The organism is Streptomyces sp. AM8-1-1 (assembly GCF_032229325.1).
In the GTDB taxonomy this organism is placed as follows: Bacteria; Actinomycetota; Actinomycetes; order Streptomycetales; family Streptomycetaceae; genus Streptomyces; species Streptomyces achmelvichensis.
Window position 1 is genome coordinate 1,446,409 of record NZ_CP135086.1, and the last position, 19,096, is coordinate 1,465,504.

The following is a 19,096-nucleotide window of genomic DNA, read 5'->3' on the forward strand; positions in this document are numbered from 1 at the left end:
GGGCGAGGTGTCGTTCACAGCCAGTCCCGGCGCCTGAAGATCATGTACAGCGAAGCCGACAGGGCCACGATCAGGGTGGTCGAGACGATGAATCCCGACTCATGGTCGAAGCCGGGATACGGAAGATTCTGGCCGAAGTAGCCGGTGATCGCCGTCGGGACAGCGATGATCGCGGCCCAGCTCGTCACCTTCTTCATGATCAGATTCATGCGATTGGCCTGGACCGACAGGTTGGTCTCCATGACCGAGGCCATCATCTCCCGCAGCGATTCGGTCCATTCGGTGACGCGTAGCGCATGGTCGAAGACGTCCTGGTAATAGGCCACCAGAGGCTCGATGTTGACGTGCAGGCCGGGCCGCATGACCGCATTGACCACCTCCCGCATCGGCAGCACGATCTGGCGCAGCCGGACGAGGGACTTCCGCAACGCGAACGCCCGTCGCTGCACGGTCTCGATCTCCCGCCGGTCCGACGAGAAAAGCAGATCCTCCAATGCCTCGATGCTGTCATCGAGTTGCTGGGCCGCGGCGGAGTGTCCGTCGACGATGTCGGCGAGCAGACCGTGCAGCAGGAACGCCACACCATGACGGGCCAGGCCAGGACTCTCGTCCCAGCGGGTGACGACAGCACCGATGTCGAATCCGTCGTCCTTTCGGACGGTGATCATTGCCCGGCCGGTGAGGAATACGGCGATCTCGCTGGTGGACAGTTCCGCACCGTCCCCGCCGATGGTGACGGCATAGGCGGTGAGGACATCGTGACTGCGGAAACGATCGAGCCTCGGCCGCTGCCCGTGCTGCGCGGCGTTTTCCAGAGCCAGTTCGTGGATGTCGAATTCTTCGCCCACCATGACGAGTTCGGCGGATCCGGGGCGATAGAGGTCCAGCCACACCACGGACGTCGGGTCGGCGAGATGCTCGGAGACATCACTGGCGGGAAAGTCCTCCAGGACGAGAGTTCCGTTCTGGTACAGCCGTGTACGCGTCGCCATGGCGCGAGCCTAAGGGCTGTCCCGTCATCCCCGGCGGATCAGCGCGCGGCGGGCGAGGGGCCGTAGTTGTCGTCGTGCGCCCGCCGGGGATTGCCGGACAGCCCTGAGCGCCTCGCCGGCAGGAAGTCGGCCGGATTTCGGCAGAGCCGGGAATGTCGGAGGGGAGACCGAGTTCGGTCGTGAATCCCGTGCGGGCGGCACAGGAGTGACACGCGCATCCGTCACGACGGAGAATCCCGCTACGACAACGTGTCCGCGACCACCGAAGCCGCCTCCGCGATCAGCTTGTCGTCGTGCTCGGCAGACTCACCGGCGCGGTTCGACATGATCGACATGACGATCGGTGCAGCGCCCGGCCGCCACACCACCGCGATGTCGTTGCGGGCGCCGTATCCGCTGCCCGTGCCGGTCTTGTCCCCGACCACCCAGCCCTTCGGGACCCCGGCCCTGATGAGCTTCGCTCCGGTGGTGTTGGTCCGCAGCCACTTCGTGAGCTGAGCACGCTCGGCCCTGCCGAGGACGTCTCCCAGGACGAAGGCGCGCAGGTCCTCGGCCAGTGCGCGCGGTGTGGTCGTGTCCCGTGTGTCGCCCGGGGTCCATCGGCTCAGTTCGGGCTCGCGGCGCTCCATCCTGGTGGCGTTGTCACCGATCTCCTTCAGCACGGCACCCAGGCCCTTGGGCCCGCCCAGTGCGTCGAAGAGCAGGTTGGCCGCCGTGTTGTCGCTGAAGCGGACGGCGGCGTCGCAGAGTTGGGCCAGGGTCATCCCGGTCTCGACGTGCTTCTCGGTCACGGGGGAGTTGGCGATCAGGTCGTTTCTGGAGTAGGTGATCACGCGGTCCATCCCGCTCATGGAGTACCTGCGCAGCACGGCACCTGCCTCCAGCGCCTTGAACGTGGAGGCGTAAGGGAATCGCTCGCCGTCGTTGTGCGCCACCTCGCGCCCGGTGCCGGTGTCGATGGCGTACACACCGAGCCGTGCGTCGAACGTGCCCTCCAGAGCCTTGAGTTCGCCCGCGAACGTCTTCGCGTCCGTACGCGTGCTCCCCGGCGATGCGGACGAGGACGGGGACGACACGGACGGCGACGACGAGGACGAGGACTCCTGCGAGCCGGCGCAGGCCACCAGGGGGACGAGGGCAAGCGTGGCGAGCGCGCCGAGAAGGGCGTGGCGGACGCGGGTGTGGTGCATGGTCCGAACCTCCGGGGCGCCCCGCAGGCAGGGCGCGTAGGGGACGGAGCTCGGCTCCGTCCCGGTGCGTGGTGATGTGTGCCGGGACCACCCTCACCTTCCGGTGACCATGCGGTCCAATACGGTCCTGTGCTGTTCCATGCCGAAAAGGCATAGAGTCGGGCCGTGGATCTGGTGGCGGCATGTCGCGCGTTCGTCAGCGTGAGTGAGCACGGGAGCTTCACCGTCGGCGCCGCGGCCGCCCGGATGTCGCAGCCCGTGGCCAGCCGTCGCGTCGCCGCCCTCGAGGAACGCTTCGGCGAGCAGCTGTTCGAGCGCACCTCGCGTCGAGCCGTCCTCACTCCCTTCGGCCGGGACATGCTGCCGACGGCCAGGCAGCTCGTGCGGGCGGCCGAGGTGTTGCTGAACGAGTCGGAGGCCGCCAAGCGCAAGCCCTGGCGGCTCGCCGTGCCCGGCATCTGCTCGGTGGCCTCTCTCGCCCGCCTCGTCGCCGAGGCACGCGGGCACGGTGTCACCCTCGACCTCCGTATCGCCGCTCCCGCCCAGCGCAGGGAACTCGTCCATGCGCAGCAGGTGCGGGCCGCACTGCTGGCGGTGCCGGCGGACGAGGCGACGTGGTCCGTGCCGCTCGGGCTCGCCGGTGCCCGGGATCCCGGGGTGAAGCGCCTCTACCTCGAAACACTGCGGGTCGGCCGCGCCTCGGTCGATCCCGCGTCCCGTGTCTGGATCCAGCCGGAGGACGACGTGCCGCACATTCGCGATCCGCTGACCCGGCTGCGGGACGCGGTCGGGCTGCGGCCCGCCCAGCTCGTCGCCGCGGCCGATCTGACATCCGCGGCGGCGGAAGCGCTCTGCTCACGAGATCTGTTGCTGTGCTCCCCCGCGCAGGCGGAGGAACTCGCCCTGCACTGGCGGCCCATCGGTGAAATCGTGCTCAGCCGGGGGTTCGCTCTCGTCGCCGCCGGTGACGGCAATCCCCAGAACGTCGAGGCGCGCCTGGGCGACGGCATCGGCCGCTGTCTGGGCGCAGGCACCCGGCCAGGCACACCGGCGGCCGACCCGGCAGGCAGTGGGGCGGGCACACCGTCGGGCAGCACCGGAGGTACGGCGGCGTGAGCACCGAGGCCCTGCTGAGCGATCTGCGCCGCGAGCTGCACGACGGTGGTCTGCACGGCTGTCTGCTCGTCCGGGATCTGCACACCGGGGACGAGCTCGGGATCGAGCCGGACACCCAACTGCCCGCCGCCTCCCTGGTCAAGGTCCCGCTCGCGCTGGCGACGGCGGAGCGCATCCGCCTGGGCGAGCTGGACGGTGCGACCGTGCTCGATGTGCGCCCCGGGCGGATCACCACGCCGGGCCCCACCGGACTGAGCCGCTTCCGCCACCCCGCCAGGATCGCGCTCGACGATCTTCTCTATCTGAGCACCTGCGTGAGCGACGGCACGGCCGCCGACGTCCTCTTCGACCTCACCCCGCCGGCCCGGGTCGCCGAGATCCTCCATCGGTTCGGCCTGCGCGGCATCACCGTCCGACACAGCATGCGCGAGCTGTCCGACACACCCGTGGAACGCTTCGACGCCACCGAGGCCCATCTCGCGCACGCCCTCGCGATCGACGCCGGCACCAGCGGCCGGGGGCACCGGGTGCCGCAACTCGACACCACCCGCGCCAACACCGGCAGCCCGCGTGCCTACGTGGATCTGCTCCAGGCGCTGTGGACACCGTCGGCGATCCACTCGGAGGTGGCCGAGCGGGTGCGCGGCCTCATGGCCCACAACATGCTCCGGCACCGGCTCGCCCCGGACTTCACTGCCGATGCCACCTCCTGGTCCTCCAAGACCGGCACGCTCCTCAACCTCCGCCACGAGGTCGGGGTCGTCGAGCACGCCGACGGTCAGGCGTTCGCCGTCGCCGTCTTCACCGCGTCGCTCGTGCCGGCAGGTACCCAGCCGGGCGCCGATGCCCTGATGGCACAGGCGGCCCGCAGGCTCCGGGACCACCTGCGGCAGTTGTAGGCCGGAGCGGGCCCGGAGCCGCCCGTGCCGCACGGCCGACACAGGATTGAAAGGGTTCAATCCCCGTTCAATGAAGCGGAGTTGATCGAGCCTCAGCCGTTTTCGCAGGTCACCTCCACACGCCCGAGAAATGGCTCGCACGCGCATTGACGTCCACTCCCCGCACCCCTACCTTCGCAGCCGTGAATCGATTCACCTTCTCCCTCTAGGGGCCGCTGTGATCAGTAGAAGGAACATCCTCGCGAGCGCCGTCGCCACCGCGGGAGCCGTGGCCGCCGGAGCCGGACCGGCCGTGGCCGTTCCCTCGCCCGCCGCGGGTCGTGCGAGCAGGAGCGCCTTGCGGATCGTCTCCCCCACGGTCGAGTACGTCCGGCAACCGCTGGGGCTCGACGCCGCCCGCCCGCGCCTGAGCTGGCCGATGGTCTCGGCCCGGCCGGGGCAGCGGCAGAGCGCGTACCACGTGCGCGTCGCGACGAGCGCCGCCGGCCTGTCCCATCCGGACGTGTGGGACAGCGGCAAGACCGTCTCGGACGAATCCGTCCTCGTCCCGTACGCCGGTCCCCCGCTCGAACCCCGCACGCGCTACTTCTGGTCGGTGCGGGTGTGGGACGCCGACGGCGGTGCCTCCCCGTGGAGCGCGCCCTCGTGGTGGGAGACCGGTCTGATGGGCGCGGGCCAGTGGTCGGCGAAGTGGATCTCCGCTCCCTCCGTGCTCACGGATGCGCCGTCCCTGGAGGGCGGTTCGTGGATCTGGTTCCCCGAGGGCGATCCGGCGAGTAGCGCTCCGGCGGCGACCCGCTGGTTCCGCCGTACCGTCGACCTGCCGGCCGGCATCACCGCGGCCACGCTGGCCATCACGGCGGACAACGTCTACAGCGTCTCCCTCAACGGCGCCGAACTGGCGCGCACCGGCCTGGAGACGGACAACGAGGGCTGGCGCCGACCGGCCGTCGTCGATGTCCTCGGCCACATCCGGTCCGGCGCCAACACCCTCGCGGTCTCCGCCGTGAACGCCACGGTGGGACCCGCCGGTCTGATCTGCGTGCTGGTCCTCACCACGGCCTCAGGTGAGAAGAAGGTCTTCACCGACGCCTCGTGGAAGTGCGTTGACCACAAGCCTGCCGACGACTGGCGCGAGCCGGCCTTCGACGACAGCGCGTGGCGCGCGGCGAAGGAGGTCGCCGCGTGGGGGGCCGGGCCCTGGGGCCGCGTTGTGCCGGCCGTCTTCGCCGCGAACCAACTGCGCCACGAATTCCGGCTGCCGCGCAAGAAGGTGAGCCGCGCCCGTCTGTATGCCACGGCTCTCGGCCTGTACGAGGCGTATCTCAACGGCCGTCGCGTGGGACGCGACCAGCTCGCCCCGGGGTGGACCGACTACCGCAAGCGCGTGCAGTACCAGACCTTCGACGTCACCGGCTCGGTCCGCCCGGGCGCCAACGCCATCGCCGCCTTTGTGGCGCCCGGCTGGTACGCGGGCAACGTCGGCATGTTCGGCCCGCATCAGTACGGCGAACGCCCGGCTCTCCTCGCCCAGTTGGACATCGACTACGCCGACGGGACGAGCGAGCGCATCACCTCGGGGCCCGACTGGCGTGCCACCTCCGGCCCCATCACCTCTGCCGATCTGCTGTCGGGCGAGGTGTACGACGCACGGAAGGAGACGGCCGGGTGGACCTCACCCGGTTACGACGACGGGTCGTGGCACGCGGTTCGCGGCGCGGCCGACGACGACGTCCCGGAGCAGATCGTCGCTCAGGTGGACGGACCCGTACGCGTCACGAAGGAGCTCGCCGCCAGGAAGGTCACCGAGCCCGCACCGGGCGTCCATGTGTTCGACCTGGGGCAGAACATGGTCGGCTCCGTGCGGCTGCGCGTGTCCGGCGAGGCGGGTACCACGGTGCGGTTGCGGCACGCGGAGGTCCTCAACCCCGACGGCACGCTCTACACCGCGAACCTGCGGTCGGCGGCCGCGACGGACACGTACATCCTCAAGGGGCGTGGTGAGGAGACGTACGAGCCGCGCTTCACCTTCCACGGCTTCCGCTATGTCGAGGTGACCGGCTTCCCCGGCAAGCCGTCGACCACCGCGGTGACCGGTCGGGTGATGCACACCTCCGCACCGTTCACCTTCGACTTCGAGACGAATGTCCCGATGCTCAACACACTGCACGACAACATCGGTTGGGGACAGCGGGGCAACTTCCTCTCCGTCCCGACGGACACACCGGCCCGCGACGAGCGGCTGGGGTGGACGGGTGACATCAACGTCTTCGCTCCCACGGCCGCCTACACGATGGAGTCGGCCCGCTTCCTCACCAAGTGGCTGGTCGACCTGCGTGACGCACAGACACCCGACGGCGCGTTCACGGACGTGGCACCGATGGTCGGCACGGTCGGCAACAGCGTCGCGGGCTGGGGAGACGCGGGCGTCACCGTCCCCTGGGCGCTGTATCAGGCATACGGCGACCGGCAGGTCCTCGCGGACGCATGGCCGTCCGTCCAGGCGTGGCTGGGCCATCTGGAGAAGCACAGCAACGGACTGCTGCGGCCGGCGGCCGGATACGGCGACTGGCTGAACGTGTCGGACGAGACGCCCAAGGACGTGATCGCGACCGCCTACTTCGCGCACAGTGCCGACCTCGCGGCGCGCTTCGCGACGGAGCTCGGCAAGGATCCGGCACCCTACGCCGACCTCTTCGCCCGCGTACGCACGGCGTTCCGGACCGCGTACATCGCGGACGACGGCAAGGTGAAGGGCGACACACAGACGGCCTACGTCCTCGCCCTGTCCATGAACCTCATGCCGGACGCCCTGCGCAAGGCGGCGGCCGACCGCCTGGTCGACCTCATCCGGGCGAAGGACTGGCACCTGTCGACCGGCTTCCTCGGCACACCGCGGCTGCTGCCCGTCCTCACCGACACGGGCCACACCGATGTCGCCCACCGCCTGCTGCACCAGCGCACCTTCCCCAGCTGGGGCTACCAGATCGACAGGGGCGCGACGACCATGTGGGAACGCTGGGACTCCATCAAGCCGGACGGCGGCTTCCAGACCCCGGAGATGAACTCCTTCAACCACTACGCCTACGGCTCCGTGGGCGAGTGGATGTACGCCAACATCGCCGGCATCGCCCCGGGCCGGGCGGGCTACCGGCAGATCGTCGTCCGCCCCCGCCCGGGAGGTCAGGTCACCTCCGCCCGGGCGACGTTCGCCTCGCTCTACGGCCCGGTCTCGACGCACTGGCAGCAGCGGCCCGGCGGCTTCACGCTGTCGTGCAGCGTGCCGCCCAACACCACGGCGGAGGTGTGGATCCCGACGAACGACCCTGCCCGTGTGCGGCACACGGAGGGGAGGCTGGTGCGGACGGAGGACGGCTGCGCGGTGTTCGACGTGGGGTCGGGGAGCCACCGCTTCACGGTGTGAGCAGGGGGCGGTTCGCCCTGCGGGCCGGTGCTTCCCGGTCCGGAGGGCGAACGGCTCGCGCCGTGACGGCGACGCGTCAGCCGAGGTCGGGCGACCCTTGTCGTCGGGAGAGAAGGACGGTGCGTCGCACCCGGTCGATCCCGGCGACGGTGACCGTGACCTCGTCACCCACCTCGGGCGCAGCCACCGAAGCGTCGCCCTCGGGCGTCGAGCTGAGCTCCGGTGACGGGACCAGTCCCTCGATCCCGTCGGCGACCCGGACGAAAACGCCGATCGGCGCCAGCTTGGTGACCCGGCCCCGCAGGGTCCCGCCCATCTCGGTGCCGTCGGCGACTGCCCGGAAGGGATCCGGCCGCTTGGCGCGCAGGGACAGCCTGGCTTCTCCGTTCGTGGTGTCGAACTGGAGGAATTCACAGGAGACGCGCTGTCCGACCTGAACGACCTCGGCGATCGTCTCGAAACGCGTCCAGGACAGTTCGGGGATGCTGATGAACCCCACACCGGGGAAGGCCGGGTGGTCGGGACCGTCGTCCAGCGCCACGAACACACCGAAGTTCTCGATCGCCGCGACGGTGCCGGAAAGGGTCTCGCCCAAGCGGAGTGACCTGAGGAACGCCCACAGTTCAGGATGCTGGATGGCGGCCGTCGAGAGCCAGGCCCGGCCGTCGTCCGCATCGACGGCGAGCACCTCGGCCGTGATCCGCCGGCCGACCTCCACACCCGCGGAGTGACGCGGACCCCAGGTCAGGTCCAGCGATCCCACCACACCCAGCGGACGGGCGGCGAATCCGTCCAGGGTCACCAGCACCCCACGCGGGGTGACCTCCGTCGCCGTCCCGCCGCAGATGTCACCCACGTGGAGCCCTGCCAGAAACCGCCGGGAAGCCTGATCGTCGGAGGGGTCGCGCATATCGGGCAGCCTCTCATCCGTGACGTACTGCCGTCACGACACCGGCTCGCACCACCTCACGGTGGTGCGAGCCGGTGTCCTTCAGCTCCTCGGGGCGGACCGCCTGATCAGCCCGCCGCGTCGGGGCTCAGAGGTGACGTGCGCTTCCTCCTCTGCCGCGTACCCTCAGGAGTACGACTCCGGCGACCAGCAGGAGCGCGCCGGCCGCGAGCGGCCACATGCGGGCGCCCGTGTCGGCGAGGCCGCCCTGCGGGGCCGCCGCATTGGCGACCTGGGCCGGGGTGTTGTACGCCCTCGGCGGGGTGACTTCCTGGGTGGCCGCCTTCAGCACCTGCTGCTTCGGCTCCGCGGGCACGCCGGCCTCGGGCTCTGCCGCTCCCGGGGCATCATTTCCGCGCGGGGGCGAAGTCGCCGGGTTCTGCTCCTCGTTCTCCTCCGCAGGCTTGCCCGGCGCGGCGGGCGTCTCGTCGGGGCCGGTCGTGTCGTCGGGCTTCGGAGCGGCGCCGCCCTCGTCGGGCTTGTCCGTCTCCTCGGGAGCGGGAGGCGCTTCGGCCGAATTGCTGGGCTCGGGGGCCTTCGTCTCGTCCGGCTGGGGGGCTTGCGACTCGTCCGGTTCGGGCGCCTGCGACTCGTCCGGCTTCGGAGCCTGCGTCTCGTCCGGCTTCGGCGCCACCTCGCCCGGACCGCACTTCTGGCCGTTGTTGATGCAGTCCACGAGGTCGTTCATCAGCTTCTCGTCGAAGACGTTGATGAAGTCGCCGTGGTCCGTGATCGGCTTGTGCAGCTGCTCGGGGAAGGAGTCGAGGGCGAAGCCGGGGCCGGGCGGCACGTCGTACACGATCCGCTGCACCAGCTGGGGAATCGCCCGGAAGCCGTCGGAGCACTCGCCGTTCTCGTTCGCGAACGAGACATGTGTGCGGTGATTGGCGCTGTCGATGTTCTGACCGTCCCAGCAGCTCTGGAACTTGAAGGAGCGCACGACCTTGCTGCCCTCGGGACAGATCGGGTACTTGTCCCTCAGCTGACGGTCCTCGAATCCGGTGCAGCTCCAGGACGCGTTGGCATTCTTGTCACCATTGGTCAGCGCCTTGGCGTCACCGGTGATGATGCGCAGGAACCGCGGCATGGCGGTGACCTTGCCGACCGGGCTGCCGACGAAGTTCAGCGTGACCTCGGAAGGCCGCTGGATCTCACCGGTGTTCTGGTCCTTGCCGCCGCCGTCCGCATTGGCGTCGTTCTCGTCCTGACCGTTCTGCAGACGCAGCACGGGCCAGTAATAGGTCGACTTGTCACCCTGGTTCTGGCAGGTGGTGTCGCCGTTGGCGAGATCGTCGTCGCTCGCGAAAGCGTCGTTCGCCTGGTTGCCGACGTAGTCGTGCATATGGTGCGCGCCATTGGCGACACCGGGGGCGACGATGACGTTGTCCGGGTTGAACTTGCCGTTCTCGTTCACCCCGCAGTCGGTGGCGAAGGTGCCGGTCGAGGCGTCATTGCCCGCCTGGGGCGCCTTGACGTTCGGCTGGATGGACTGGATGTCGGCGAAGTCGCTCGCCTCGGGCCCGTTGCCGACCTGGCCGCCGTTGTCCTGGCCGCCGTCCTGACCGCCGTTGGCCTGGCCCTGGTTGTCCCCGCCCTGGTCCTGACCGCCGTCCTGGCCCTGCCCCTGGTCGTTGCCCTCCTGATTGTCTCCCTGGTTCTGGCCGTCGCCCTGGTCGTTGCCGTCATCGCGCAGCTCACAGGGAGCGAGTTCGTCCATGCCCTGCGGCTTCTCACCGCCTCGGCCGATCGCTGTCGCGATCCGGTCGATGCTCGCCTGACGCTTGTCCTTCAAAGGATTGAGAATCGCGTTCTCCGCCAACTGCGGATCACGCTGAATCTGTTCCTTCCGCTCGGCGAACTTCGCGTACGCCTCGGTGATCTGGCTGTCCATCAGGGCCAGTTCACGGTCGACCTCGGTCCGCGCCTCGACCGGAACACCCGGCAGTGCGTTGGCGACCTCGGGACACTCGATGGTGGAGGCGCCGGCACTCAGCGTCCCGTCCTGGCCGGACGAGCTTCCTTCACCGGCGGAGGCGAAGGATCCGAACCCGATGAGGCCGCCCCCTCCCAGAATCAGTGCCACGGCGGCGACAGTCGCGCGCTGTGCACCTTTTGGACGTCTTCGCGTCATGCGTCTCACGGGAACTCCCAGGGCTTCACTGCTGGACCGGTTGATAAGAAGCGCTGCGCTCTATACGCGCGAGAGTTCCGTGGTGTTCAAACCTCGCCGGAAGTTTTTTCGACGCCGCCGAGAGCGCCTCGCCTTCGCACAGCGTGTATCCGCACGACCGCTCTTCGTGACGCTACCTTCGGCTTTGTGAATGATCGCACCAGCTACCGGCGCCCACGCTTCCTCGCACCCCTGCGCGAGCACCTCCGTGACACCCTGTGGTTCGCCCCCACCCTGGGACTGATCGGCTCCGTCGCCCTGTGGGTGGGCGTATCGGAGTTGGACTTCGCGCTCGTCCGCTATCTCCAGGACGCGGAGGAGTTCGAGGTGGTGGCCGACTTCACGTCGATCACCGACGAACTGCAGACCATCGTCACGACCATCAGTTCCGCGATGATGACCTTCATCGGTGTCGTGTTCAGTATTTCGCTGGTCGCCGTGCAGATGGCGAGCGGTCAGCTCACTCCCCGCGTGGTGCGGATCTTTGTGCGGAGCCGGATCAGCAAGGCGACGCTGACGGTGTTCCTGGGAACGTTCCTGTTCTCGTTGCTCGTGCTGACGTCGTACGAGAGCGAGTCCGACCCCAGGCTCGTCACGTCCGTCCCGTTCGTCCAGAGCGCGTTGACCCTGTTCCTGGTGGGGGTGAGCCTGGTGCTCTTCATCGCGTACGTGAGTTCGACGCTGCGCCTGATGCAGGTGGGTCCGGTGGCCGACCGCATCGCGCGGGAGTCGTTGCGGGAGGTGTTGCGGCAGCCGACCGGTGGGAAGGACGCCGTCGGCATTCCCGCCGAGAGCGCCCGCATCTCGTATCACGGGCGGCCCGGCGTGCTGAGGGATGTGAACGTCGCGTGGCTCGTCCGGGTCGCCCGGCGGAACGGGATCGTCCTGCGCCTCATTCCGCGGGTCGGCGACTACGTCGTTCCCGGGACTCCCGTGCTGGCCGTGCACGGTGAGGCGGGCAGGGAGCTGAAGGCCGTGGGGCTCACGGCGTCCGTCGGGACCGAGCGCGCGACCTCTCAGGACATCGGCTTCGGGCTGCGGCAGCTCTCGGACATCGCGTTGCGTGCGCTGTCGCCGGCGGTGAACGACCCGACGACGGCCGTGCAGTGTCTGGACCGGATCGTCCTGCTGCTCTCCACGATGGCGCGCCAGCCGCTCGGGACGGCGTACCACCGCGATGCCAAGGGTGCGGTGCGGTTGGTGCAGGAGGTGCCCGGCTGGACCGATCTGGTGGATCTGGGGCTGGCCGAGATCCGTGGCGCGTCCACCGGCAGTCCGCAGGTCACCCGGCGGCTGATGGCCGCCCTCGACGATCTGATGCTGCTCACGTCGGCCGAGCGCAGGGAGCCGCTGCTGCGGCATCGAGAGCTGATGGCACAAGCGGTGGCACGGGCCGTTCCCGAGGCGGCCGAGCGGGAGTTCGCACTCCGGCCCGACCGCCAGGGGATCGGCTAGGGACCCTCATGACCTCGCGGCCCAGGGCGTGCGAGACGGTCAGGGCAGCCCAAGGCGTACGGGACGGTCAGGGCATCAGATGGTGGTCCGGGAAGTTGCCCGGCAGCCGCTCCCCCGCCGGACCGTCGGTGACCGCACGGACGAGCAGCTCGCCGCCGACGAAGGCGCCCCGCCAGGACGCGCCGAAGCCGCCGAACAGTTCGTCGCGGTCGCCCCGCGAACGGGGCTTTCCGTGGCCGGTCTTGAACGCCCGGATCTGCGGGGCCAGCCGGTCGAAGGTCTGCGGGTCGTCGGTCGACAGGGTGGCGACCAGCGCGCCGTTGGAGGCGTTCATCGCCGCGAGCAGCTCCGCCTCGGTGTCGACCAGGACGATCGTGTCGACCGGGCCGAAGGGTTCGGCGTGATGGAGCGGGGAGGAGGGCGGCGGCCCCAGGAGGGTGACCGGGGGCAGATAGGCGGAGGTGTCCTGGCCGGGCAGGAACGCACCCTCGTCCAGCGTTCCGCGGTGCAGCGGTACGGCGCCCCGCCCGATGGCCTCGTTCACCTGGTCGTCGAGTTCCTTGGCCTTGGCCGCGTTGATCAGGGGACCGAAGTCCAGTGCGGGCAACGGGTCGGACGGGTTCGCCACGGCCAGGGGGTGGCCCGTACGGATGGAGCGTACGGCGGGGAGGTAGGCCGCCAGGAAGTCCGCGAACAGCTCCCGCTGGACCACGAACCGCGGGTAGGCGGTGCAGCGTTGCTTGCCGTAGTCGAAGAGCTTCGGGACGACCGCGGTGAGGGCCTCCCAGTCGCTGTAGTTCCAGATGCCCCAGGTGTTGAGACCCTCCTGTTCGAGGATGTGGCGCTTGCCGAGGTCGGCGACGGCGGTGGCGATGTCGGCGCCGGTGTCGCGGCCGCCGACGAAGGAGACACAGCCGATCTCCGGTGAGCGCACCAGTGCTTCCGAGAGCTGGCCGCCGCTGCCGCTCACCAGGGTGAGGGGGAGCCCTTCCCGGGCGGCGAGCGCGGAGGCCAGGGTGAGGCAGGCGAGTCCGCCGTCGGTCGGGGTCTTCGCGATGACCGCGTTGCCGGCCAGTGCCTGGACGAGCATGGCGTGGACGAGGACGGACATCGGGTAGTTCCAGCTGGCGATGTTGGAGACCGGGCCGGCGAGCGGGCTGCGGCCGGTCAGCATGGGTTCGATGCCGTCGACGTACCAGCGCACTCCGTCGATCGCACGGTCGACGTCGGCCTGCGCGAGCCGCCACGGCTTGCCGATCTCCCAGACCAGCAGCAGGGCGAGCAGTTCACGGTGTTCGGTCAGCGCGTCGAGAGCGGCCGAGACCCTGGCCCGGCGTTCGGCGACCGGCACATGGCGCCAGGCGCGGTGCTGATCCAGCGAGGCTCGCACCGCCTGCTGCGCCGTCCCCGCGTCGAGGCGTGGCGGGCCGGCGATCGGACTGCCGTCCACCGGGCTGGTGGCGGGCAGCGGGTTGCCGTCGTGCTTCCAGCCGGCGGCCCAGAGGTTCAGCACCCGGTCGTGCCGGAAGGCCTCGGGGGCGGTGGTCAGGCAGCGGTGCCAGGCGTCCTGCCAGGCGGTACCGGGCTTCAGGGCGAGTGCGGGGGCGGGAGTGGGTGCGGTGAGGGTGGGTGCCATGAGGGTGGTCTCCGCTCGATAGGAGGCGGGAGGTGCCGGGCAGGCGGCCGCGTGCGATGGCACACACGCGGCCTTGGTGACCTGGGCGTCGACGACCGCGGCCGACCGGGCCGTCGGCAACGGCCTCAACGAGACTGTTCGAGGCGGCCGATGACGAGCCGCGAGGTCTCGGTCGGGGTGGCTCCGACGCGTACGCCGGCGGCTTCGAGTGCCTGCTTCTTGGCGAGCGCGGTGCCGGTGGAGCCGGAGACGATGGCGCCCGCATGCCCCATCGTCTTGCCCTCCGGCGCGGTGAAGCCGGCGATGTAGCCGACGACGGGCTTGGTGACGTGCTCGGCGATGTACGCGGCGGCCCGCTCCTCCGCGTCCCCACCGATCTCCCCGATGAGCACGATCAGTTCGGTGTCCGGGTCGTTCTCGAAGGCGGCCAGGCAGTCGATGTGGGTGGTGCCGACGACGGGGTCGCCGCCGATGCCGACCGCGGAGGAGAAGCCGATGTCCCGCAGTTCGTACATGAGTTGGTAGGTGAGGGTGCCGGACTTGGAGACAAGTCCGATGCGGCCCGGCTCGGTGGCGATGTCGGCGGGGATGATGCCGGCGTTGGACTGTCCGGGGCTGATGAGTCCGGGGCAGTTGGGGCCGACCACGCGCGTGCCGCGCTGCCTGGCGTAGGCGTGGAAGGCGACCGAGTCGTGGACGGGGATGCCTTCGGTGATGACCACGACGAGGGCGATCCCGGCGTCGGCGGCCTCGATCACGGCCGCCTTGGCGAACGGCGGCGGCACGAACACGACGCTGACATCGGCGCCGGTGGCCTCGACGGCCTGGCGCACGGTGCCGTGCACGGGGACGGCGCGGTCGTCGAAGTCGACGACGGTGCCCGCCTTGCGCGGGTTGACGCCGGCCACGACGTCGGTGCCGGACGCCAGCATGCGCCGGGTGTGCTTCATGCCCTCGGATCCGGTCATGCCCTGGACGAGGACCTTGCTCTCCTTGGTGAGGAAGATGGCCATGTCGTGTCCTCTCAGTGCGCGTTGGCGAGGTCGGCCGCCTGCTGGGCGGCGTCGTCCATGGTGGTGGCCTGCCGGACGAGGGGATGGGCCCGGTCGTCGAGGATGGCGCGGCCGCGGGCGGCGTTGTTGCCGTCGAGACGTACGACGAGCGGCTTGGTGAGGGTCACCGTCTCCAGCGCCTGGACGATGCCGTCGGCGACGGCGTCACAGGCGGTGATACCGCCGAAGACATTGACCAGGACGCTGCTCACGGCCCGGTCGGACAGGATCACGGACAGGCCGTCGGCCATGACCTGGGCGGAGGCGCCGCCGCCGATGTCGAGGAAGTTGGCGGGGCGGGCACCGCAGCCGGCCACGACGTCGAGGGTGGACATGACGAGGCCCGCGCCGTTGCCGATGATGCCGACCTCGCCGTCGAGCTTGACGTAGTTGAGACCCTTGGCCGCCGCGGCGGCCTCCAGCGGGTCACCGTGCGGATCGTCCTCGGAGGAACCCCAACGGGCCTGCCGGAAGCGGGCGTTGTCATCCAGGGTGACCTTGCCGTCGAGGGCGAGGATCGTGTTGTCGGTGGTCCGTACGAGGGGGTTGACCTCGACGAGGAGGGCGTCCTCGCGGACGAGGACCTGCCACAGACTTGTCAGGACGGGCGCGGTCTCGGCCGGCAGTCCGGCGGCCGCGGCGATCTCGGCGGCCTTGGCCGCGGTGACTCCGCGCTCGGGATCGACGGGGATACGGGCGACGGCCTCCGGCCGGGTGGCGGCGACCTCCTCGATGTCCATGCCGCCTTCGGCGGACGCGATGGCGAGGAAGGTGCCGGCCGCGCGGTCGAGGACGTAGGAGACGTAGAACTCTGCTTCGATGTCGACGGGTTGGGCCAGCATCACCGTGCGGACGGTATGGCCCTTGATGTCCATGCCGAGGATCTGGCGGGCCGTCACTTCCGCCGCGGCAGCGTCGGCGGCGAGCTTGACCCCGCCCGCCTTTCCGCGGCCGCCGGTCTTCACCTGGGCCTTCACCACGACCCGCCCGCCGAGCCGTTCGGCGGCCTCTCGCGCCTCGCGCGCCGTGTCCGCCGTTTCGGCGTCCGGCACCGGGATGCCGTAGTCCGCGAAGAGATCCCTTGCTTGGTGCTCGTACAGATCCATGCCAACCCCTACTGCATCGATTTCACGAGTGAAAGTGCCGCACGCCCCCTGGACACCACCCACCGGATGCGGGATAACAAGCTTCATACAGTATTCGTCGACTGTATGCAATGTACTGGGACGCCGACCGACTCCCCTACGAAGGGACAGGACTTCGCCATGCCCGATGACAACAGCGGCACCAACCCGGAACTCATCTCAGGTGGTCATCTGGTCGCCAAGGCCCTCAAGGCCGAGGGCGTCGAGGTCATCTACACGCTGTGCGGCGGCCACATCATCGACATCTACGACGGCTGTGTCGACGAGGGCATCGAAGTCGTCGACGTACGCCATGAACAGGTGGCCGCACACGCCGCCGACGGGTACGCCCGCATCACGGGCAAGCCCGGCTGCGCCGTGGTGACGGCCGGCCCCGGCACCACCGACGCGGTCACCGGCGTCGCCAACGCCTTCCGCGCCGAGTCCCCCATGCTGCTCATCGGCGGTCAGGGGGCGCACACCCAGCACAAGATGGGCTCGCTCCAGGACCTGCCGCACGTCGACATGATGACGCCGATCACCAAGTTCGCCGCGACCGTGCCGGACACGGCGCGTGCGGCCGACATGGTCTCGATGGCCTTCCGCGAGTGCTTCCACGGAGCCCCGGGCCCCTCCTTCCTGGAGATACCGCGCGATGTACTGGACGCCCGGGTGCCGGTGGAGAAGGCACGGGTGCCCAAGGCCGGGCAGTACCGGGCCTCGACGCGCCAGGCCGGTGACCCCGAGGCGGTGGAGAAGCTCGCCGATCTGCTGGTCCACGCGGAGAAGCCGGCGATCCTCCTGGGCAGCCAGGTGTGGACGACTCGCGCCACCGACGCGGCCGTCGAGCTCGTCCGCACCCTCAATGTGCCCGCCTATATGAACGGCGCCGGCCGCGGCACACTGCCGCCCGGGGACCCGCACCACTTCCAGCTGTCACGGCGGTACGCGTTCTCCAACGCCGATGTCATCGTCATCGTCGGCACGCCCTTCGACTTCCGCATGGGGTACGGGAAGCGGCTCTCGCCGAACGCGACGGTCGTGCAGATCGACCTGGACTACCGCACGGTCGGCAAGAACCGGGACATCGACCTCGGCATCGTGGGCGACGCGGGACAGATCCTGAAGTCCGTCGCCGAATCGGTCACGGGACGGCTCAACGGCGGCGCGGTCAAGCGCAAGGCCTGGCTGGAGGAGCTGCGCGCGGCCGAACAGTCGGCGCTCGAGAAGCGCCTGCCGCAGCTGACGTCGGACGCCTCCCCCATCCACCCGTACCGCCTGGTCAGCGAGATCAACGACTTCCTCACCGAGGACTCCATCTACATCGGCGACGGCGGCGACATCGTCACCTTCTCCGGGCAGGTCGTGCAGCCCAAGTCGCCCGGCCACTGGATGGACCCGGGACCGCTCGGCACGCTCGGTGTCGGTGTCCCCTTCGTGCTCGCGGCCAAGAAGGCGCGGCCCGACAAGGAGGTCGTGGCGCTGTTCGGCGACGGCGCGTTCTCGCTCACCGGCTGGGACTTCGAGACGCTCGTCCGCTACAACCTGCCCTTCGTCGGGATCGTCGGCAACAACTCCTCGATGAACCAGATCCGTTACGGCCAGGCGCAGAAGTACGGACTGGAGCGCGAGCGGGTCGGCAACACCCTCGGCGACGTCCACTACGACAAGTTCGCCCAGATGCTGGGCGGTTACGGCGAAGAGGTCCGCGACCCGGCCGACATCGCGCCGGCGCTGCGCCGTGCCCGTGAGTCCGGACTGCCGTCGCTGATCAATGTCTGGGTCGACCCCGACGCGTACGCCCCCGGAACCATGAACCAGACCATGTACAAGTAGAGGAGCCCCCTCATGACCAAGGCTCTTGAGGGCGTGCGCGTCCTCGACATGACACATGTCCAGTCCGGTCCCTCGGCCACCCAGCTGCTGGGCTGGCTCGGCGCCGACGTGGTGAAGCTGGAGGCGCCGAGCGGCGACATCACCCGCAAGCAGCTCCGCGACCTGCCTGACGTCGACTCGCTCTACTTCACGATGCTCAACTGCAACAAGCGGAGCATCACGCTCAACACCAAGACGGAGCGCGGCAAGGAGATCCTCACCGAGCTCATCCGGCGCAGTGATGTGATGGTGGAGAACTTCGGCCCCGGAGCGGTGGACCGGATGGGGTTCACCTGGGACAGGATCCGGGAGATCAACCCGCGGATCGTCTACGCCTCCATCAAGGGCTTCGGCGACGGGCCGTACACCAACTTCAAGGCGTACGAGGTCGTGGCGCAGGCCATGGGCGGCTCCATGTCGACCACCGGTTTCGAGGAGGGTCCGCCGCTGGCGACCGGTGCGCAGATCGGCGACTCGGGCACCGGCGTCCACGCGGTCGCCGGCATCCTCGCCGCGCTGTTCCAGCGCGAGTCCACCGGCCGCGGGCAGCGGGTCAACGTCGCGATGCAGCACGCCGTGCTGAACCTGTGCCGGGTGAAGCTCCGGGACCAGCAGCGGCTCGCACACGGTCCGCTCGCCGAGTACCCGAACGCCCAGGACACGGCCGAGGCCGACGAGGTGCCGCGCAGCGGCAACGCGTCGGGCGGCGGACAGCCCGGCTGGGCGGTCAAGTGCGCGCCCGGCGGCCCGAACGACTATGTGTACGTCATCGTCCAGCCGGTGGGCTGGCGGCCGATGTCGGAGCTGATCGGCCGGCCGGAACTGGCCGAGGACCCGGAGTGGTCGACGCCGGAGGCGCGGCTGCCGAAGCTGTCGAAGATGTTCCAGCTGATCGAGGAGTGGTCCTCGACGCTTCCGAAGTGGGAGGTGCTGGAGCGGCTGAACGCCCACAACATCCCCTGCGGGCCGATTCTTTCCACCAGGGAAATCATCGAGGACGCGTCGCTGGTCGCGAACGAGATGGTCGTCGAGGTGGCGCACCCGCAGCGCGGTTCGTTCACCACGGTCGGCAGTCCGCTCAAGCTGTCGGACTCCCCGGTGGACGTGGTCACCTCGCCACTGCTCGGCGAGCACAACGAAGAGGTGTACGTCGGCGAGCTGGGCCTCGGCGACGAGGAGCTGCGGTTGCTGAAGACGAGTGGAGTGATCTAGTA

At 69.6% G+C, this 19,096-nt stretch carries 13 protein-coding genes; 6 read left to right on the top strand and 7 right to left on the bottom strand.

Going from position 1 to position 19,096, the window contains the following annotated elements; genetic code table 11:
* Positions 1 to 14 precede the first annotated feature (14 nt).
* A complete protein-coding gene (locus tag RPQ07_RS06565; protein ID WP_313943087.1) occupies positions 15 to 992 on the bottom strand; it encodes a magnesium transporter CorA family protein in 978 nt (325 codons plus the stop codon).
* A gap of 239 nt (positions 993 to 1,231) precedes the next feature.
* Positions 1,232 to 2,182, bottom strand: a complete 951-nt coding sequence (gene bla, locus RPQ07_RS06570) for a class A beta-lactamase (RefSeq protein ID WP_313943088.1) — start codon at positions 2,180 to 2,182, stop codon at positions 1,232 to 1,234.
* A gap of 165 nt (positions 2,183 to 2,347) precedes the next feature.
* On the opposite strand from bla, the gene RPQ07_RS06575 reads away from it, so the two are divergent.
* The 3 genes from RPQ07_RS06575 (at position 2,348) to RPQ07_RS06585 (ending at position 7,621) form a co-directional block, all read left to right on the top strand.
* A complete protein-coding gene (locus RPQ07_RS06575) occupies positions 2,348 to 3,298 on the top strand; it encodes a LysR family transcriptional regulator (RefSeq protein WP_313943089.1) in 951 nt (316 codons plus the stop codon).
* The gene (locus RPQ07_RS06580; RefSeq protein WP_313943090.1) at positions 3,295 to 4,197 is read left to right on the top strand and encodes a serine hydrolase; all 903 of its coding nucleotides are present in this window, start codon (positions 3,295 to 3,297) and stop codon (positions 4,195 to 4,197) included. The genes RPQ07_RS06575 and RPQ07_RS06580 overlap by 4 nt, the downstream gene beginning before the upstream one ends.
* A gap of 217 nt (positions 4,198 to 4,414) precedes the next feature.
* Positions 4,415 to 7,621 carry an alpha-L-rhamnosidase gene (locus RPQ07_RS06585; RefSeq protein ID WP_313943091.1) on the top strand — a complete coding sequence of 1,069 codons (3,207 nt, stop codon included), beginning with the start codon at positions 4,415 to 4,417 and terminating at the stop codon, positions 7,619 to 7,621.
* Positions 7,622 to 7,697: 76 nt separating this feature from the next.
* Here RPQ07_RS06585 and RPQ07_RS06590 read toward each other — a convergent pair whose 3' ends face one another.
* Positions 7,698 to 8,531 (bottom strand): S1 RNA-binding domain-containing protein, encoded by an 834-nt coding sequence (locus RPQ07_RS06590; RefSeq protein ID WP_313943092.1) that lies wholly within the window; start codon positions 8,529 to 8,531, stop codon positions 7,698 to 7,700.
* A gap of 127 nt (positions 8,532 to 8,658) precedes the next feature.
* A complete protein-coding gene (locus tag RPQ07_RS06595) occupies positions 8,659 to 10,701 on the bottom strand; it encodes a DUF1996 domain-containing protein (RefSeq protein ID WP_313943093.1) in 2,043 nt (680 codons plus the stop codon).
* Between the two features lie 186 nt (positions 10,702 to 10,887).
* Here RPQ07_RS06595 and RPQ07_RS06600 point away from each other — a divergent pair, with 186 nt between their 5' ends.
* On the top strand, positions 10,888 to 12,195 hold the full coding sequence (locus RPQ07_RS06600) for a DUF2254 domain-containing protein (protein ID WP_313943094.1): 1,308 nt from the start codon (positions 10,888 to 10,890) through the stop codon (positions 12,193 to 12,195).
* A gap of 67 nt (positions 12,196 to 12,262) precedes the next feature.
* On the opposite strand, the gene RPQ07_RS06605 is transcribed toward RPQ07_RS06600, so the two are convergent.
* The 3 genes from RPQ07_RS06605 to sucC all read right to left on the bottom strand — a co-directional run bounded on the left by RPQ07_RS06605 (position 12,263) and on the right by sucC (position 15,989).
* Positions 12,263 to 13,831, bottom strand: coding sequence for an aldehyde dehydrogenase family protein (locus RPQ07_RS06605; RefSeq protein ID WP_313943095.1), 1,569 nt, complete (start codon positions 13,829 to 13,831; stop codon positions 12,263 to 12,265).
* Between the two features lie 125 nt (positions 13,832 to 13,956).
* Positions 13,957 to 14,844 (bottom strand): succinate--CoA ligase subunit alpha, encoded by an 888-nt coding sequence (gene sucD / locus RPQ07_RS06610; protein ID WP_313943096.1) that lies wholly within the window; start codon positions 14,842 to 14,844, stop codon positions 13,957 to 13,959.
* Between the two features lie 11 nt (positions 14,845 to 14,855).
* Positions 14,856 to 15,989 (bottom strand): ADP-forming succinate--CoA ligase subunit beta, encoded by a 1,134-nt coding sequence (gene sucC, locus RPQ07_RS06615; protein ID WP_313943097.1) that lies wholly within the window; start codon positions 15,987 to 15,989, stop codon positions 14,856 to 14,858.
* A gap of 159 nt (positions 15,990 to 16,148) precedes the next feature.
* On the opposite strand from sucC, the gene RPQ07_RS06620 reads away from it, so the two are divergent.
* A complete protein-coding gene (locus RPQ07_RS06620; protein WP_313943098.1) occupies positions 16,149 to 17,843 on the top strand; it encodes a thiamine pyrophosphate-binding protein in 1,695 nt (564 codons plus the stop codon).
* 12 nt (positions 17,844 to 17,855) lie between these two features.
* A complete protein-coding gene (frc, locus tag RPQ07_RS06625; protein ID WP_313943099.1) occupies positions 17,856 to 19,094 on the top strand; it encodes a formyl-CoA transferase in 1,239 nt (412 codons plus the stop codon).
* The last annotated feature ends 2 nt before the right edge of the window (positions 19,095 to 19,096 follow it).

Bases quoted from the DNA above. Each gene is read 5' to 3' on its own strand.
- sucC (WP_313943097.1), bottom strand. From the start codon at position 15,989: ATGGATCTGTACGAGCACCAAGCAAGGGATCTCTTCGCGGACTACGGC.
- RPQ07_RS06565 (WP_313943087.1), bottom strand. From the start codon at position 992: ATGGCGACGCGTACACGGCTGTACCAGAACGGAACTCTCGTCCTGGAG.
- frc (WP_313943099.1), top strand. From the start codon at position 17,856: ATGACCAAGGCTCTTGAGGGCGTGCGCGTCCTCGACATGACACATGTC.
- RPQ07_RS06620 (WP_313943098.1), top strand. From the start codon at position 16,149: ATGCCCGATGACAACAGCGGCACCAACCCGGAACTCATCTCAGGTGGT.
- bla (WP_313943088.1), bottom strand. From the start codon at position 2,182: ATGCACCACACCCGCGTCCGCCACGCCCTTCTCGGCGCGCTCGCCACG.
- sucD (WP_313943096.1), bottom strand. From the start codon at position 14,844: ATGGCCATCTTCCTCACCAAGGAGAGCAAGGTCCTCGTCCAGGGCATG.
- RPQ07_RS06590 (WP_313943092.1), bottom strand. From the start codon at position 8,531: ATGCGCGACCCCTCCGACGATCAGGCTTCCCGGCGGTTTCTGGCAGGG.
- RPQ07_RS06595 (WP_313943093.1), bottom strand. From the start codon at position 10,701: ATGACGCGAAGACGTCCAAAAGGTGCACAGCGCGCGACTGTCGCCGCC.
- RPQ07_RS06605 (WP_313943095.1), bottom strand. From the start codon at position 13,831: ATGGCACCCACCCTCACCGCACCCACTCCCGCCCCCGCACTCGCCCTG.